12 protein-coding genes are annotated in these 17254 nt (G+C 60.9%); 8 read left to right on the forward strand and 4 right to left on the reverse strand.

The window, feature by feature from the left end; translation table 11 throughout:
- Nucleotides 1-42: 42 nt before the first annotated feature.
- The 3 genes from ACOYW2_RS29185 to ACOYW2_RS29195 form a co-directional block, all read right to left on the reverse strand.
- Entirely contained in the window at nt 43-690 is a 648-nt protein-coding gene (locus ACOYW2_RS29185; protein ID WP_482768878.1) for a hypothetical protein, read from the reverse strand.
- A 261-nt stretch (nt 691-951) separates the two neighbouring features.
- Entirely contained in the window at nt 952-1476 is a 525-nt protein-coding gene (locus ACOYW2_RS29190) for a hypothetical protein (protein WP_482768879.1), read from the reverse strand.
- A gap of 78 nt (nt 1477-1554) precedes the next feature.
- Nucleotides 1555-2517: an AEC family transporter gene (locus tag ACOYW2_RS29195; protein ID WP_482768880.1), complete on the reverse strand. Its 963-nt coding sequence runs from the start codon at nt 2515-2517 to the stop codon at nt 1555-1557.
- A 477-nt stretch (nt 2518-2994) separates the two neighbouring features.
- Here ACOYW2_RS29195 and ACOYW2_RS29200 point away from each other — a divergent pair, with 477 nt between their 5' ends.
- Together ACOYW2_RS29200 and ACOYW2_RS29205 are read left to right on the forward strand one after the other, a co-directional pair.
- Nucleotides 2995-3915 (forward strand): molybdopterin-dependent oxidoreductase, encoded by a 921-nt coding sequence (locus ACOYW2_RS29200; protein WP_482421100.1) that lies wholly within the window; start codon nt 2995-2997, stop codon nt 3913-3915.
- A 9-nt stretch (nt 3916-3924) separates the two neighbouring features.
- Nucleotides 3925-6561 (forward strand): hybrid sensor histidine kinase/response regulator, encoded by a 2637-nt coding sequence (locus ACOYW2_RS29205; protein ID WP_482768881.1) that lies wholly within the window; start codon nt 3925-3927, stop codon nt 6559-6561.
- Nucleotides 6562-6688: 127 nt separating this feature from the next.
- On the opposite strand, the gene ACOYW2_RS29210 is transcribed toward ACOYW2_RS29205, so the two are convergent.
- A complete protein-coding gene (locus tag ACOYW2_RS29210) occupies nt 6689-8755 on the reverse strand; it encodes a methyl-accepting chemotaxis protein (RefSeq protein ID WP_482768882.1) in 2067 nt (688 codons plus the stop codon).
- A 337-nt stretch (nt 8756-9092) separates the two neighbouring features.
- Between ACOYW2_RS29210 and ACOYW2_RS29215 the strand changes: the two genes are divergently transcribed.
- The 6 genes from ACOYW2_RS29215 to ACOYW2_RS29240 all read left to right on the forward strand — a co-directional run bounded on the left by ACOYW2_RS29215 (nt 9093) and on the right by ACOYW2_RS29240 (nt 17230).
- Nucleotides 9093-9785: a hypothetical protein gene (locus tag ACOYW2_RS29215; RefSeq protein WP_482768883.1), complete on the forward strand. Its 693-nt coding sequence runs from the start codon at nt 9093-9095 to the stop codon at nt 9783-9785.
- Complete coding sequence (locus ACOYW2_RS29220; RefSeq protein WP_482421104.1) at nt 9719-10582, forward strand: OmpA family protein; 864 nt, start codon at nt 9719-9721, stop codon at nt 10580-10582. The genes ACOYW2_RS29215 and ACOYW2_RS29220 overlap by 67 nt, the downstream gene beginning before the upstream one ends.
- A gap of 172 nt (nt 10583-10754) precedes the next feature.
- Nucleotides 10755-11744 carry a Smr/MutS family protein gene (locus tag ACOYW2_RS29225; protein WP_482768884.1) on the forward strand — a complete coding sequence of 330 codons (990 nt, stop codon included), beginning with the start codon at nt 10755-10757 and terminating at the stop codon, nt 11742-11744.
- A gap of 376 nt (nt 11745-12120) precedes the next feature.
- A complete protein-coding gene (locus tag ACOYW2_RS29230) occupies nt 12121-13890 on the forward strand; it encodes a hypothetical protein (protein ID WP_482768885.1) in 1770 nt (589 codons plus the stop codon).
- A gap of 102 nt (nt 13891-13992) precedes the next feature.
- Complete coding sequence (locus tag ACOYW2_RS29235) at nt 13993-15231, forward strand: hypothetical protein (protein ID WP_482768886.1); 1239 nt, start codon at nt 13993-13995, stop codon at nt 15229-15231.
- A gap of 205 nt (nt 15232-15436) precedes the next feature.
- Nucleotides 15437-17230 carry a hypothetical protein gene (locus tag ACOYW2_RS29240; protein WP_482768887.1) on the forward strand — a complete coding sequence of 598 codons (1794 nt, stop codon included), beginning with the start codon at nt 15437-15439 and terminating at the stop codon, nt 17228-17230.
- Nucleotides 17231-17254 lie beyond the last annotated feature (24 nt).

Here is a 17254-nt window from a genome sequence, read left to right on the forward strand (position 1 = left end):
AAAATCCTACTGATCGGTTTCCCCCCTCCCGGTTCAGGCTGGTTACGGTGGGAACACCGAGGTGGCGCCATTGTATCCGTAGGCGATGGTGGTGGCCCGGGTGTGTTCGTCTTCGATGAGGATGGCGCCGCTGACCGGAACGGAGCTGTGGCTCAGGCTGCGCCCGCTGGAGGTGATGCCGGATACGGTGACGGTGTAGCTGTGGGAAAAGCAGCTGCGGGCCAGGATATAGGTACCGTCGTAGGCCTGGCGCTCGGCCTCCCCCACGCGGACCGTGGAACCGGCCAGGGCGCTTTCGGTGAGGCCCCGGGCCATGGCCAGGAGTTCAGGGTCCATGTCGTTGACAGGGCCGTCCCCCTCCCTGGTGCGGACCCGGATGATGCGGAGCTGCCCTGCGATGCGGTCGTATTCGTCCCGGGTATAGAAGAGGCTTCCCCACACCGGGTAATTCTCGAAGGTGACCTGGCTGTGGAGGGGCCGGGCCTCATTGGATGCGGAGAGGCTTTCCGTCTCAAGGGTCACGGTGTTGCCGTCCACGGAGATGACCTTGGTGGTGGTCAGGGCAACATTTTTATCCCCGTCCAGGGTCTCCTGGAGAACCGTGATCCACTGGCCCTTTTTCAGGCCCATGCGGCGCTCCTTGGACCGTCCCAGCTTTCGGGCTTCGGGAAAGGCCATGGTGTCGGCCATGTCGTAGATTTCGGCGTTTGGTGTCGCGGAACCTCGGGCATGAGGTTCATGAGGGTGGTGCAGGAGGCAAGGGCAAACAGAACCGGGACGAAGGAAGGACGGCGGCGTCTTCATGGCGGGGTTCCCCTTTGTTGGGTATGGCTGCGATGTGTTGACGGGGTCCTGCGGGCCTGCAGAACGTGGCCGTGATTGTTCGAACGTACCAGAGATATACCGGATAATCAACGGCTTCCATGTGGGTCGCCCCTGTGGCCGGGCGCGTCAGCAGGCCTGGGCGGACCTGGCCTCCAGGGTGGTGATCATGTCCAGGCAGCTCTGGCGGAACTCGGCGTAGTCGGCAAGGGACATGTCGCCGGTGAGGATCCATTCCAGAGCGTAATTGAATCCCAGGTAGTCATAGGTATAAATGCCGTAGCCGTCGCGGAGGGCGTCGATGCTCTTTCGGCACATGAAGGCCAGGCAGATGGGGCTTTTGTGGGTGGGAAGGGTGCAGCCGGTGTTGGTGTGGTACTCGCAGGGGCTCACCAGGCTGGACTCTTTCACGTCCTCGGGTTTGCCGTAGAGGGCTTCCCGCTCTTTGCGCAGGAGGTCAAAGCTGGGGTGGTCCAGATCGTAGACCTTGTAATACTTGTCCTTGCAGCAGGCGGCAAAGGGCTGGTTGCCGTTGCGCTCCAGCTCGGGCAGCACGCATCCTTTGAGGCAGAAGTCAAAGATCCCGAAAAACCGGTTGAGGATCGTCTCCATTTCCAGATACCGGTTCAGGTTTTCCTGTGCGCTCTCCATCATCACTCCTTTATGCAATCGTCACAATCCGTCTCTTTTAGCGCAATCCCGGGCTGCTGGCAAGGGTGGCACCGGCTGTTCTCAGGGGGATACCGGTCCTGTGGCCAGGGTCAGCCAGAAGGGGATGGACATAAGGCAGACCACGTAGCAGGCCAGCATGGCGCCCCCGATGACCTCTGTGCGGCCGTTGTAGGCCCGGGCCTGGAGGATGAGGTTGGTGGCCGGTGCGGCGGCGGCCTGGATCATGAAGAGGGAGGCGATGAGGGGGCTTTGCCGGGCGAGGTCAAAGGCGGAGATGGCCCACCAGGTGATGAGGGGGACCAGGCCGAATTTGACGCCCGCAAGGCCAAGGAGGCGGTGCCAGGGCGGAAGCTTTTGCAGGCGAACCTCCCCTAAGGTGGCCCCGAGGATGAAGGTGGCAAGGGGAATGGTGGCGCTTCCGAGGAGGCCCGTGGCGTCCAGGACAAGGGACGGCACATGGGGGGAGAGCCCCGACAAGGCGATGGCGACTCCGGCAAGGCTTGCCACAAGGGGCGGGTTGATCATTTCCCTTAAGCGGACCTTGCCCTTGCCCCCCACGAGGCGCACCCCAAGGGTCCAGTGGATGGGGGTGTTTCCGATGACAAAGAGAAAGCAGTAGGCGGCGAAGGTGTCGAAGGTCTCCGGGAAAAGGGCCTGCCCCACGGGCAGGACCAGGTAGGCGGAGTTCTGGATGCCGCTCATGGCGATGAGCTCCGGGTGGCGCCGTGTGGTCCGGCCGAAGAGGACCCATCCGAAAAAGAGGCCGCCCAGGTTCATGGCCATGGAGGCCAGGGGGAGGATCCACCACAGGGGCGTTGAACCGGTGTCCAGGCGCGTGATCAGGGAGGTGAGGATGAGGCAGGGAAGCAGCACATGGATGGTGATGCGGGAGAGGGTGTCGATGTCTTCGGACCGAATGACCCGACGCCTCACCAGAATACCTGCCAGCAGGGCCACGACCACGATGCGCAGCATGGAGAAAAAGACGGTCTGGAATCCGGTGGCAAACAAAGGGGACATCATGGGGGCTCCTTGCCCGGATATTTCACGAGTCGAGTGCGCCCGAAGGGTAAGAAAATCGGGCCAAAACCGGTGAATTACATGGTGCGTTCTTGAAATAACTAATTTTTGTCACACTGGCCATCTGTCATAATTCCCTACCCCTGTAGCCCTGTCGTTTTCTCATGAAATATCCGGGCTTGGGCGTCGTGGGCGAACACGTTCCGGTTTGTAGGGGGGGATGAAGGCACCCTACCGCGCTTCCCGCCACGGGTCAACTCAAGGACGAGCCGGGCAGGCAAACCCGGTGCCACCGAATAGCGTTTAACTAATCAGCTTTAACGGCCGATACGTTTTTCGTAGGTACGCCATTTTTGCCGGATGACAAAACCCTGAACCCGGATATTTTTACGAGTCGCATAGCATTGTATTGTGTCGGCCTGATGGTTTTTTTACGACATTTCCGGGTGACATTGTGTTTCAACCCATCATGGAGAGGATATGACGGTGCGCTCCTGTACCCTTCGTTTGTGTGTGTTCGCATGGCTTCTTCTCTGCCATGCCGCCCTCCTGTTCGCAGAGACGGGCCCTGACGGGTGCGTCAAGGTGATGGGGGGAAAAAAGGGGCACGGCACGGTATCTGTTGCCGTGGGGGGCCGGGCTCCCGGAGCGGTGACCCTTTCCTCCGGGGATCCCAACTTTGACACCGGCGGCTCCTTTTCCTTCACGGGGGTTCCCCTGGACCGGATTCTTCGCCGGGCGGGTGTTACGGACATGGCGGGGGTCACGCTCATCGGCCACGATCAGTACACCGTGTACCTTCCCGCCGAGGTGGTTTCAAAACCGGGGGTGATCATCGCCTCAGAGCAGGACGGCAAGCCCCTGAGCCGTTATCTCGGGGGGCCCCTGAAGCTTTTGTTCCCTCCGGAGATGGGCATGCACCAGAGCGCCTATTGCTGGTACGTGGATACGCTGGTCCCGGATTACCTGGACGATCCGGAGGTGAGGGTGTCCGTCAACGGGAAAACAAAAACCTACACCTTGCCTGACCTGGATGCCTTGTTGCCGGAGCACCGGACCCTTTATCTCTCTATTCCCCTGGGGTACCGGTGGGACCTGCCCAAGCTGAACCAGCCGTGCCGGGTAACGGCCGTCCCCTTAGCGGCCCTGTTTGACGGAGAGGATGTCACCGGCGGGGAGCTGACCCTGACACCTTTTGCGGGGAAGCCCATCACGTTGCCTGTGGCCCCGCTTCTCTCCTGTGACGTGATGCTGGTGTATCGCATCAACGACCAGCCCATCCATCCGGCCATGGGCGGTCCGTTTTCCGTCTATTTTCCTGTCATGAGCTGCGGGGAGCTTCAACGTGTTGCCCCTGAGACGGCTTCTCTCTTTTTTTTACATGAGATCTCCGTGGATTAGGAGTGGTTTATGGCGTTTCACATGCGGTTGCAGACCAAGCTTCTGGCAGTGGTGAGTGTGCTGGTCCTGGCAGTGGTTTTTGTCTCCTCCGGCCTGGTGACCTATTCCCAGAAAAAGCGGGTCACCGAGGCCACCTACAAGCTGATGGAGCGGGATGCACGGTACCTCTCCCGCCGGATCAGCCACAACATCTACAACTCCAACTGGCGAACCATCCAGATTACCCTGGACATGGCCCTGCAGTCCAACGGGGACATGCTGTATTATGCCATCCACGACAAGGACGGCAAGATTCTCTTTTCATCGGACAGCAGGAGCGTGGGAGGGTGGCTCCCGGGGTGTGTCGCGGACGTCCCCCGGTCCGAGGTCTTCGAGCGTTACCAGTCCAGGGAGTTCTCCGTCCGCGAACGCCCCCTGGCCGAAGCCGTTGCCTACAAGGGGGTCGTGCGCGGGGGCAAGGGGGAGTCGGTTTTCGACACCTGCATGAAGGTGCGGTATATCGGGCGGCCCATCGGCTGCCTGCGCATCGGGTATTCCTCCCGGGAGCTTTCGGCACATATCCGAAAGAGCGCCATGGATGTCCTTGCCGGGGGGGCGGCCATTCTCATGACGGTGATCACGGGCCTTCTGATTCTGATCCGCATCAGCATCGCCCCTTTGGGGCGGCTCAACCGAAAGCTCCTGCTCCTCAGGAAGCGGGCTGAGACGGAGCCCGTGGGCACGGTGCTGGGAAGCCTGGACATTGACGAGATCTCCGAAGGGTCCACCACCACGGAGATCCGGGAACTCTCCCTCTCCTTCGGGGCCCTCAGCGGGATGCTGGTGGAGAACTGGCAGCAGCTGGAGGCCCAGCAGGTCGATCTGGAAAAGAACGTGGCCAAGCGGACCTGCGCCCTCAGAAAGGCCAACCGGGCCCTGCTGCGAGAGATCGCGGAAAAGAAAGAGGCCGAAGAGAAGCTCCGGGTGAAAAATTCCCTTATGGAGGCCCTCCACGACACCACCCTGGACCTCATGCGCCAGCTGGGGTTCAACGAGCTTTTGGAGCTTCTCCTCAAACGGGCCGGGGGCCTCATGAACATGGAGAGCGGATACTACTTCGAGTACAGGGAGTCCACCCGTCAGCTTCACCCCATCGTCACCTCCGGCCCCTTTCTGGAGGTGCCCAAGATTCCTTCCCGCATCGGAGAGGGGCTTGTGGGGCGCGTGTGGGAGACGGATCGCCCCCTGTACGTGGAGGACTACAAAACATGGAACGGCCGGGTCAAGGGCCACCCCGGCCTGGAGACGCTGGGGGCCTCCGTGGCCGTGCCCATCCGCCTGGAGGGCAACGTGGGCGGGGTCATGGGCCTTGCCCAGTTCGGGGATGATTTTGAGATGGACGAGACGGCCATGGCGGTCCTCATCCGCTTTGCGGAGCTGGCCACCATTGCCCTGAACAACGCCATGATGCACACCAAGCTCCAAGAGGAGCTGGATGAGAGGCGCCGGGTGGAAGAGGAGAAGGACCGATTGTTCCAGCACCTCCTCCAGGCCCAGAAGCTGGAGGCCATCGGAACCCTGGCAGGGGGCATTGCCCACGACATCAACAACCTGCTCATGGCCATCCAGGGCAACATCTCCCTGATTATGAGCCTCACCGGTCCCGGGGACATTGTGCACAAGCGCGGGGGCAAAATCGAGGAACTGGTGGCCAGTGGCTCCGCCCTCACCAGCCAGCTCCTGGGCTTTGCCCGGGGAGGACGATCCCATGTGCGGCCGGAGAGCGTGAACACGGTGGTGAAAAGCAGCCTCTCCATGTTCGGTCGGACCCGCAAAGGGATCATGATCTCCGAATCCATGGCCGAGTGGCTCCCCAACGTGGAGATCGACCGGACCCAGATGGAGCAGGTGCTCCTGAACCTTTACCTGAACGCCTCCCACGCCATGCCGGACGGTGGCAGGATTCACATCGAGACCGGCATGACGGACCTCGACGACAAGCTGGCCGCAGCCTTCAACCTCAAGTCCGGGGCCTATGTGACGGTGGCGGTCTCCGACACCGGCGTGGGCATGGACAAGAAGACCCAGAGCAAGATTTTCGACCCCTTCTTCACCACCCGGGAGATGGGACGGGGCACGGGCCTGGGCCTGGCCTCGGCGTACGGCATCGTCAAGAACCACAAGGGTGCCATCACCGTGACCAGCGAAAAGGGCCGGGGTGCCTGCTTTACGATTCACCTGCCCGCCACCTCCAAGGCACGGTGGGAGGAGGAGGCCTCACCCCTTGCGGTCCACAGCGGCGAGGGAACGGTCCTGGTGGTGGACGATGAACCGGAGATCCGGGAGGTGGTGAAGACCATGCTCAAGGGCCTGGGGTATCGCTGCCTGGTGGCGGAGAACAGCAGCCGGTGCGTTGCCGTGTTCAGGGAGGCGTGGCAGGAGATCGACCTGGTGCTCCTGGACGTGGTCATGCCCGACGCCGGAGGGGACATTGCCTACCGGGCCATGAAGAAGATCAACCCGGATGTGCGGGTGATTCTCTGCAGCGGCTACAGCCTGGAGGGCCGCGCCGAAAAGATGATGGAGGCCGGGTGCAACGGGTTTATCCAGAAACCCTTTTCCGTGGAGGTCCTCTCTACGGAGATCCACCGGGTGCTCGAAGGGTAGGGGAGAAAACGACCGCCAACGAGGATACGCGTGGGGCGGGGATGGTGCTTGTGAAGAACAAAAGCCCGCAGGGGGATAACCCTGCGGGCTTTTTTACGTTTTGATGGCTGCCGGGAAGGGCGCCAGGCTAAATCTTGAAACGTCCCACCAGGCCGTTTAAGGCCTCGGCCATGGCTTTGAGTTCCCGGGCGCTCTCCTCGATCTTGTGGCTGCCGTCAGAGATTTCGCTGGAGGCGTTGTTGAGGTTGCCCATGTCCCGGTTGATGGCATCGGCGGCTGTAGCGCAGTTGCCTACGTTGTTGTTGACCTCCTCCACGCCGGCCGATGCCTGGCCGATGTTGGCCGAAATCTCGCTGGTTGCGGCGGACTGCTCTTCCACGGCCGCGGCGATGCCGGAGACGATGTCATTGACGTTTTTGATCACCCCCAAAATGGCGTTGATCTTCTCCACGGAGACGTTGGTCTTCTCCTGGACGCTGTGGATGTTGCCCCGAATCTCCAGGGTGGCTGCGGCGGTCTGGCCGGCCAGGTCCTTGATCTCTCCGGCAACCACGGCAAAGCCTTTTCCGGCTTCCCCGGCCCGGGCCGCCTCGATGGTGGCGTTCAAGGCCAACAGGTTTGTCTGCTCGGAGATTTCGGTGATGGTATCGGTGACCTTGCCGATTTCGTCCACGGCGTTGCCCAGGCTGTTCATGAGGTCGGCGGTCTCCATGGCGTCGGAGAGGGCCCCGTCGGATACGGATCGTGCGTTTTCGGAGTTTGCGGCAATCTCGCCGATGGTGGCGGTCATCTCCTCGGCGGAGGCGGCCACGTTGTTGATGTTGGCCGTGGACTGTTCCATGGCCGAGGCGATGGTGGCCAGGTTCATGGCCATGGTGCCCGCTTCCTGGCCCACCTGGGACGCCAGGGTGTGGGTCTCGTCGGCGGAGGAAGACATGGCACCTGAGATGGTGAGGAGCTCACCGGAAGAGCTGTCCACAGACCCTGCGTTGCCCTTGACCTCTCCGATGATGGACTGCAGATCGGCCATGAAGGTGTTGAACCATCCGGAGAGTTCGCCCACCTCATCTTTGGACTGGACCTCCAGTCTCTGGGTGAGGTCCCCGTCCCCTTTGGCGATCTCTTCCAGCAGGGAAGCGCTTCGGCGCAGGGGCTTGGCAATGGAGCCCGCCACCCAGATCACCACGGCGGTGAGGAGAACAAAGGCAGCCACCCCGATGCCCACGATAAGCCAGCCGATGGCGTTGGCTTCGGCCATGACCTGGGCCATGGGGATGTTCACGAGAAAGGACCAGGGCGTGTCCTGGCCGGAAAAGGGGATGGGGGCGAAGATGCGGACGATGTCGGTGTTGAGGTCCCGGGAGACCGTTTCGAACTGAAAGGGCTCTCCTGCCTGGATGGCTTGTTTGGCTGCCTCCCAGTCTGCGGAAGATCCTGCGTTCTGGCCGTGCTTGGCCTGGTTGACCTGATGGGCCACGTAGGTGCCGTTGTTGGCGATGACAGAGGTGTAGCCCGTGTCGAAGGGGGTCAGCCCCTTGATAAGCTCGGAAAAGATGGAGAGCCTCAGGTCCACCCCGCAGACGCCCACGGTGGTGCCTTCCACCTGAATGGGCACGCAGAGGCTGATGATGGACTCCTGGCTGCCCTGAACCTCATAGAGGTAGGGCGGGGTCATGGTCTCTCGGCCGGTGCGCAGGGGGACGAGGTAGTAGTCCCCGTCTCCCTCCTTGTCGTAGTTCACCAGGGGGGTGACATCGATGCTGTCTCCGGTGCGGTGCCAGTAGGGGACGTAGCGGCCCGTGGCGTCGTGGCCTTTCTTGTTTTCAAAGGCGGCGTCCAGGCCGTCCAGGGCATCGGGTTCCCAGGCGGTCCAAACGGCAAGGAGCTCGGGGTTGTTGTCCAGGACCTCGGTCATGATCTGGTCGAGGGCCTCCCTTGGGTTGAAGCTGCCCGCCTTTTTGAAGGCCTCCATGGTTTCGGAGAGGGAGCGTACCGTGCTGAAGGATGCGTCGATTTTCCCGGAGATGACAGCGCTGTATCGGGCGGCGACCTCTTCGCCCTGGGTGATGGCTGCGTGATGGGCAGAGCTGCGAACTTTCAAGGTTACAGCCGTGATGGTGATGAAGTAGGAGAGAAAAGCAATGGTGGAAATGGCAAGGATGAGCTTGCCGCGTAGTTTTATGTCCCTGAACATCCGCAGAACTCCAGTTTGAGGGTGGTAAATAAGGTGTATGGGTTAAATATCGGATGAAGGCGTGTTTGGGTTTAGGATGATTATATGAAATATTTAATAAAATTGATTATCCCGTTTGGAGGAACGCAGGGCAGCTTCTGCTTTGGTCCGAATCGGTCTGTCAAAATAGGGCCTTTGGGGTCATGGGATGGCCCTTGCGATGGACGGATCTCTTTTTTTGGGGTTGAAACATGACGGGTGTTTATCATAAGTAAGTATTCGATATGGCTTGGGTTAAGGTGTCGGCTGCAAAACCCGGTCGAGAACAACCTCAAAATACAGGATCAAGGGGAGTGTTATGGTTTTTGTCAGAGGGACTGCTATTCGATGGATGGCCGCTGTTGTCGCGGCGGCGTGTGTGCTCGGCTTCTGGCAAACCGGTTTTGCAGGCAATGAGACGCGGAACTCTCTGTTCCAGGGGACCGAGGCGATGATTGTCCAGGCCAAGGAGAAGCGGGCCTACCTTTTTGCCCCGGATGCCTTTGGTGAGGCCATGGAGGCCTATCAGGACGCCCTCACCGATTTTAACAAGGGACGAAACCTGAACGGGATCCGAAAAGAACTCAAGAAAGCCGAGTCGTACCTTACCCGGGCCATGGCCGTGTGCGTGACGGCTGAGGTGACCTTCGAAAACGTGTTAAAGGCCCGGGAGGATGCCTCCTCCATCGGGTCCGAAAAATACAGCGCGAAACTGACGTCCAAGGCGGAGGCCGAATTCCAACGGGCCGTGAGGAGCCTTGAGGACGGCGACGTGGACAAGGCCCGCGGTCAGGCCGATGAGGCCGAGGCTCTGTTCCGGGGCGCCGAGCTTGAGACCATCAAGCACGCCCTTCTGGGCGGGGGCCCAGGGAGAAGCTGGCACGGTTCGAGGACCTCGGGCGTAAGAACAACGCTCCGAAAACCTATGAGAAGGCCCGTCGGCTGGTGGCCCTTGCAGAAAAGAAGCTGGACCAGAACCGCTACAACAATGCCGAAGCCGTGGCCCTGGTGAAGGAGGCCGAGTACGAGCTGGCCCACACCGAGCACATCCATACCCGGGTGGGCAAGCTCAAGGAGGCCGATTACAGCTTTGAAGACGTGATCATCGACATGGAGATGCAGCTGGTCAAGATCGCCGAGGGGCTGGACATGGAGCTTAAATTTGATCGGGGCGTCAGCGGTGCCACCTGGCAGCTTCTGGACGGGGTACAGGCCCTGAAGGCGTCAAATGACGCCAAGGACCGGGAGATTGCAGATTTGAAGGCCAAGGTCACGGACCTGGAGACCTCCGTGGCCAGCCTGAGCAAGCTGGAGCAGGACCTCATGGCGCGCAAGCACGAAGCCGAAGAGGCCCTGAAACAACAGAAAGAGGCCGAGCGGCTGAAGCACATGAAGATCACGAGGATCCGTGATGCCTTTACACCGGAAGAGGGCAAGGTCCTCATGGACGGAGACAAGATTATCATCCGTCTTTACGGACTCTCCTTTTCCAGCGGCAAGGCTGTGATCGACTACAAATACTTCGGCCTCCTGGCCAAGGTGCGGGACACCTTCAAGGAGTTTCCGGGCTGCCGGGTGATCATTGAAGGCCACACCGACTCCCTGGGCAGTGAGAAGGTCAACAAGCGCCTCTCCAAGGAGCGGGCTGATTCGGTTCGCCATTACCTCATCGCCAACTCCGTGGTGACGGACGACCAGATCTCAGCCGTGGGGTACGGGGAGGACAAGCCCGTTGCCTCCAACGAGACCCGCCAGGGGCGCGCCAGCAACCGGCGTATCGACGTGGTGATTATCCCTGCCAGGGGGTGATGCGGCAACAGCCGGTGCGATGGATCCGGTGGCATTGATAAGGGGCGGTTATCCGCCCCTTTTTTTTACGCGGGTTTGACCTTTGGGGAAAAATAGCCTAATCAGTTGGCCCCGGCGGGATGGCCGGAGGGCACGTGGACGCACACCAACAAACAAGGCACAGGGTATGGGGATGTTTGAGAAACTGAAGCAGCTGTTAACGAAAAAAGAGACGGGAAAAGCCCCCCAGGCACCGGTGGATAAGCCCCGTGCCGAGGTGACGGCTCCGGTTGAACCTGCGGCTGTGGAGCCCCCGGCTCCCTTAGAGAAACCCGGTGGCGGGAAAAAGGTGCCGTCACCCGGCAAGGGGACCAAGGCTGCCCCCAAAAAAGGAAAACACGGGATCTCCGTACTGTCCGGCGACGAGGACCTGGAGAGCCTGTTTTGCGACGAGGGCCCCCAGGAGGTCCCGGCCCCGCCCAAGCCAAAGCCCAAACCCCGACCAGCCAGGCCGACGGCTCCCCCGCCCAGGAAAAAGCAGAAAAAACGAAATCGCAACGGGATTCTGGTCCTCTCCGATGAGAAGGACCTGTGCAGCCTCATGGCCGAAGAGGCTCAGCGCGAAGGGGACCGGGTGGTGCCCACGGCCCGGAAAAAGGTGATCCCCGAGGAGATTCCCCCGGCCAAAAAGGTTCAGCGGGACCGACACGGGCTTCCCATCCTGGAACAGGGACAGATCCCCGCCTCCGAGGAGAGCGAAGAGTTTGCCGAGCTCCTGGCCTCTTCCCTGTCGGAGAAGAGCGGGGAGGTGCTCTTGAGCGAAAAGGTGGACAAGCTCGAGCAGGCCCGTACCCTCACGGTGAAAGAGCGACTCAAGCGCTACCCCGCTCCCCAGGGCCAGCTGGATCTTCACGGCTACACCGCGGCCAAGGCAGATCAGACCGCCGAACACTACGTGCGGCGCGCTTTTTCCGTCGGAACCTATACCCTTCGCCTCATCGTGGGCAAAGGGCTCCACTCTGAACACGGGGCCGTCCTTCCCGATACCATCGCCGATCGCATGACAGCCCTGAAACAGGAGGGCATTGTCCTTGCCTGGGCCTGGGAAAAGGGCAAAAAGTCCAAGAGCGGCTCCATCCTTGTGTATCTCAACAACTACGACACCTCACGCCACGGGCGGTAAACCGAGCTCCGGCGTTCAGGCGAAAACCCGCACCCCGCAAAGGGTGACGGGTTTTTTTGCGTGCATCAGCGCGCACCTGAGTCGCCGGATTTCCCATGGGCGTTGTTTCCTTATTTATCCATTTTATCAATGGCCCGACATTCAGGGCGGTGTTGAAATATTCCCTGGGAAGTAATGGCGTTACCGTAAAGGTTGCGTTTGCTTGTCAGTCATGAGTCTTTGGAGAACCTTGAACAAAAGGCCTTTTGGAAGTCGAGGCTTTTTTTAAGTAAAAAATTGTAAACAATGTTTGCGAACAAGAAGAAGTATTCATATAATGCATCGCGTTCCACCTTGATTCATTATTCCCACAGCAGACGGCCGGAGGCTTCATGCCATGAATCACCCGATTCTAAGACGACTCCTTTGTTTTGCGATGATGGCCGCAGGGTTCTCCCTGGCGGAGGTCAGGCCTGCACAGGCCCTGACCCCCCTGTCCGACGAAGGGCTGGCCCAGACCCATGCCGCCAACGGGATTCGCCTGGCCTTTGAAGACATGGTGGTCCATCACGCCACCGATGGCATGGGCTACATCGCCCAGGGGAACATGGACTCCCTGGGGGGCCATGGGGGGGCCTACGGAAGCCTCGGCCTCAACGATGTGTCCATGGCCCTTGCCGTTTCAGGCACCGTGGAGATTGAGGCCGAAACCTTTGCCTACCCTGCGGGGTCGGGGCCCTATTTTGCCACGGATGTCTGGAAGGAGGACGATTTTGTGCACGTGGCCAAAACCCATACCCTGGACAAGGAGCCCCAGGTCAACGACGCCCACCGGCAGGTGGTGGTGCTGGAGGCCATGGGGCTGGGCGGGCCCTTTTTGACCCTCGGGCCTGACGGCAGCCCGGTGGAGGGCAACCTGGAGGTGCGCTACGGCACGGAGAGCGACCTTTTTTCCCTGGGGGCCCTGGGCCTCTCCAACCTTCACCTCATCGACCAGCGGACGATCCTCTACGCCATGCCCGAGATTGACGGGTATTGCTCGGGCGAGGGCATCGCCATGGAGATGGGGCTCCGCCTCTCCCTTTCGTCCATGACCATCGACTCCCCTTCGGAGGAGGGTTTTCACTTTTTCCAGATGAAGGGGTTTCATCTGAGGGAGAGTTTTGAGGAGCTGGACCCTGTTTATGACCACCTGGGACATTACAAAAAGAACTCCATGGGCGATCTGTACGCCAACAGCACCGGGGATTCCGACGGGTACGGACCCGGGGACAAATCAGCCCTTCTTGCGGACTATGCGGCGATGACCGAGACCTGGGGGAGCACGGAGGTCCCTGCCGAGCGCTCCGTCAACAACATGTACGACGGCCGGTTCATGATCGGCAACCTGCGGCAGGTGGGGTTCACCGACTATGTGGCCGGGAACAGGGAGATTGCCTACCATGAAAACCACAGGGACCAGCTCACGGATGAGTTGAGGGATGACGGCTGGGATAATCAGGAATACAGCATCGCGTTTCCCATACATTATGTGTCCGACGAAGACCGCGTGGACTATGCGGAGATCGTGGAGCGCCCCATGACCCTCTCCTTTAAGACGCGTACCCGTGAGGAATCTCTGGACGAGTCCTCGTGTATGGTGCTCAACATGCCCCTTCACGGGGCCATCCGTGTGGAGGAGACCGTGGGGTACAACTCCAGTGGGGACAACGGCTACCTGGGAGGCAACGCCATGGGGCCCCTCATCGTGGAAGGGCTGCGGGTGAAAAAACTCTATATCGAGTTTCCGGGGCGGCACACCACCTATGCCCTTGAGACCGCGGTGAACGAGAGCGCCTCGGATCCGAACCCCCACCTGTACACCTACCGGGCCGGAAGGCTTCCCGTGGCCCAGGACATTCCCGCGGGGCAACAGGAGTACAACCCCATGGGCCGGGGGGCGGAAGAGTTCATGGACCGGCTGAGGCCCGAGCCGGGGCCATGGGTGGACAGCAGCGACCACAGCTTGGGGGTCACCCCGGCCCCGGTGAATTCGGGATGGGACCAGTACCGCACCCGCATCGGCGAAAATGTGTACGACGGGGACAGGCTGGTGAAAGACACGTCTTTCTGGCAAATCCGGGAACCCTACCCCATCAACAGCGATTACACGATCTACAGGAATTGAGGCACGGGTAACGTCAGGAAAGGGGAGAGCATGAGGCGATTGGGGGCAGGCAGAGTGTTGGTGGCGGCGTTGAGGAGGGCAGGTCGACTTATAGCGGTGGTGATGGCTGTCACTTTTGGTGCAGCGGAGCCCCTGAGCGATGAGGCCCTGGCCATGGTGGACGCCCAGGCCGGGCCCGTGACCATCTCTGTAGAGCAGGACACGGTGCGTATCTTTTTTGACACCTATATCAAGACCTATGTGGAGGCCGACCAGGTGCGCATGGGGTATTACTACAAGGACAAGACGGATCTTGTGACGCGCAAGGGGATGAACCCCGGGGTACACGGTGGCCAGGGCATGAAAGACTTTGATCCGCGCATCAACCAGAAGTGGAAGAAAAATGAAGTGGTGGACGGCCACCGGACCTTTAAGGTCGATTACAGGATGTACGGCGGCGAAAAGACCCCCGAGCGCTACGCCATGGAGTACCAGCTGTTCAAAGACGGTGAGCTGGAGACGGAGTATGTGCCGTGGACCGATGACGACCTGTTTATGGCCAAATACAAGGTCTCCACAGGTCAGAAGCTGTGGGTGGACGGGGTTCAGGCCGACAACGACGCCACCTTGCTGGGCATTCCCCTCTTCTACTTCTCTGAAAAAACCTACCAGAACCGCAACTACCTGGACTGGGACATCAGCCTGGACAACCTGCGCCTGGGGGCCAGCCCGGATAACCCGGCGGAGATCAACGGATTGGTGATTCGTCTGAAATACGACAACATCAACGACCCGGACCGTCGCCTCACCGACATCATCATCGGCACCAACGACCTTCAGGCCGATCTCATGGTGGACTTCCGCCGGGCCACGGGCCTGTACAGCCCGAAAAACGCCTATCGTTCGAGGCAGGTGGGCCGTATGGTTGGGATTCCCATGCTCCAGGGCTCCAGCGACCTGGCCAAAGAGTTCAACAGCACGCCGGTGCCGGTGATCCTCCAGCGGGACTCCATGCTCATGCTGGTGGACCACTACTATTTCGGCCGGGACTACCGGGTCCCCGACGGGGAGAGCTATATGGCGGCGGTGCCCGACAATCCCACCAACAGCAACGCCCACAACGGCATGTTCCTGCGCATCGGCCTGGATCGGGAGAGTCCCCACTTCGGGTACCAGATCGTGACAGGCTACAACGAGCTGGTCGCCACGAGTTTTCAGTACCGGGGAGAGCACATCAACGAATCCCTCTACAAATGGTGGCACGGAGAACCTCACGCCGAGGCCACCCATACCTACCCCTCGTACCTGCCCCAGGACGGCCTGTACACGGACAACTCCAGCAACTTCAACTATCACCCCTGATAGCCCTGTTGCGTTTTGCTGTGCGCGGTTACGTACGTGGCCCTCGGTGGGGACGATGCCTTGCCGGGGAGCCTTTCTCCTCCTTCTTTCCTTTTTTGTGCGAATGATGCATATTTTTTAAGTAAGGATACCTGTGCTCTGGTCGTACCGGTGTACTTGCCGTGTATGCATACCTGTTTTTGTCCAGCCTGATGAAGGGGGCCCCATGAAAAAATGGTTGATTGCACTGGCCGCGGTTGTGAGCCTGCCCGTCGTGGCCGGGGTGCTGCTCTGGCTGTTCCGGAATCCCCTTGCGGATTATGCCCTCACCCGAGGTGCCGAGGCTCTGGTGGGCGCCGAGGTGTCCGTGGAAGGCGTAAAGGCCGGGCCTTTCAGCCTGGAGCTTGCCTGGGAGCGGCTGGTGGTGGCCGATGCCCGTGATCCCTGGAAGAACCTCGTGGAAACCGGTTCAGGACGCCTTACCCTTGCCGGGCCCCCGTTGCTGAAGGGGTGCCTCAAGGTGGAGAGCCTGACCACCGGAGGGGTGGTGGTGGGGGGCGCACGCCGGTTGAAAGCTCGGGTGACGGACCCGTCCTCTGTGGCCGGAACACCTTCGGATCGTCTGTCGCTCTGGCTGCGCAGGCAGCTGGAGGAGGAGGCAAAGGAACTGCCGGGTGTGGCAACGGTTGACCGGGGAAGCTCGGAGACGGTGCGCGGGGTGATGGGGGCGGTGTCGTTTCAGACCCCGGCACAGGTGGACAGGGCCCGGGCCGATATGCAGGCACGGTCGGCCCGGTGGCAATGGCATCTTCGGGGCCGTGATTACAAGGGACGCCTGAAGGCCATTGCGGAAGCCCTTGATGGCGAGGACCCCTCCGCCGCCGAGACCATGGAGGCCCTGGCGGCGATGACGGAGAGAGGCCAGGGCCTCAAGGAAGAGCTGAAAATCCTCGGGGAGGAGCTGGCTAAAGAGAAAGCCGCAGCCAAGGCCGAGCTCTCCCGCCTCGGGCGATGGACCGCAGCCTACCCCGGGTGGGTGGCTCGGGACGTTGAAGCAGCCCGGGTCATGGTCAGGCCGGGGGAGCCCGGGTTACAGGATCTGGCGGAGACTCTCTTCTCCTATCATCTGGCCCGACTTACGGTTCCTGCGGTGGAGGGGCTGGAGAGCTTAGGGGCCCTGGTCTGTGCCCTGAAAGAGGATGAGGGCTTAAAGGCTGCGGGGCCTTGTCCGAAACTGTGGATCGACCGGGCTGCCGTGACCATGGATCTGGGGGCGTTTTCCATGAACGGGACCGCAGAAGGCTTGTCCAGCCGCAGGCCCCAAGGAGAGGGGGCCCTCACCTTTGACCTGGAGGGGCAGGCGTTGTCCGAGTCAGGACGGCTGAAGGTGACGGGCAGGGCCGGTTGCCCCGGAGACGCCTGTGACCAGGGGGGGATAATCCATGCCCAGGAGGTTCCGGCGGAGGAGGTGATCCTGGCGCCGGGCGTCCATCTGACCCAGGGGGTGGCAGACGTTCGCATGGCTTACCGGATGGTGGGACAGGAGGCCCGGGTGGAGACTCTTGTGACCCTTACCGGTGCCACGGTGACGGGGGACGGAGGGGGGCTGGGCTGGCTGCGCCAGGCCCTGGAAGAGTCCCTGGCACGGGTTCCTTTTCTGGAGGTGCGCGCGGTCATGACCTTTGACGGTGGGCAGGGGCGCTGGGAACTGGAGAGCAACCTGGACGCGTACCTTGCCGTGCGCTTTGACGAGGCCGTGGCCCGGGAATCAGAGCGGGTGGCCCAGGGGCTCAAGGAGGAGGTGGAGCGGCGCCTCAGGCGCCATGGCGTGTTGCTGGAGGAGGAGCTTGCCGTGGCGCAGCAGCGGATGATGTCTCCTGTGGCGTTTCTGGAGGAGAGCCTGGGCCGGGAGACCCTGGCCGTGGACCGGTTCCTTGCCGGGGTGGAAAAAGAACGTGCGAAAAGGCAGCAGGAGATTGAGGAAAAGGGGATGGATGCCCTGATGAAGTGGAAGTACTAACGTGACATATCCGGGGCAAATATT

It is taken from the genome of Desulfoluna sp. CLI2B (genome assembly GCF_056847375.1).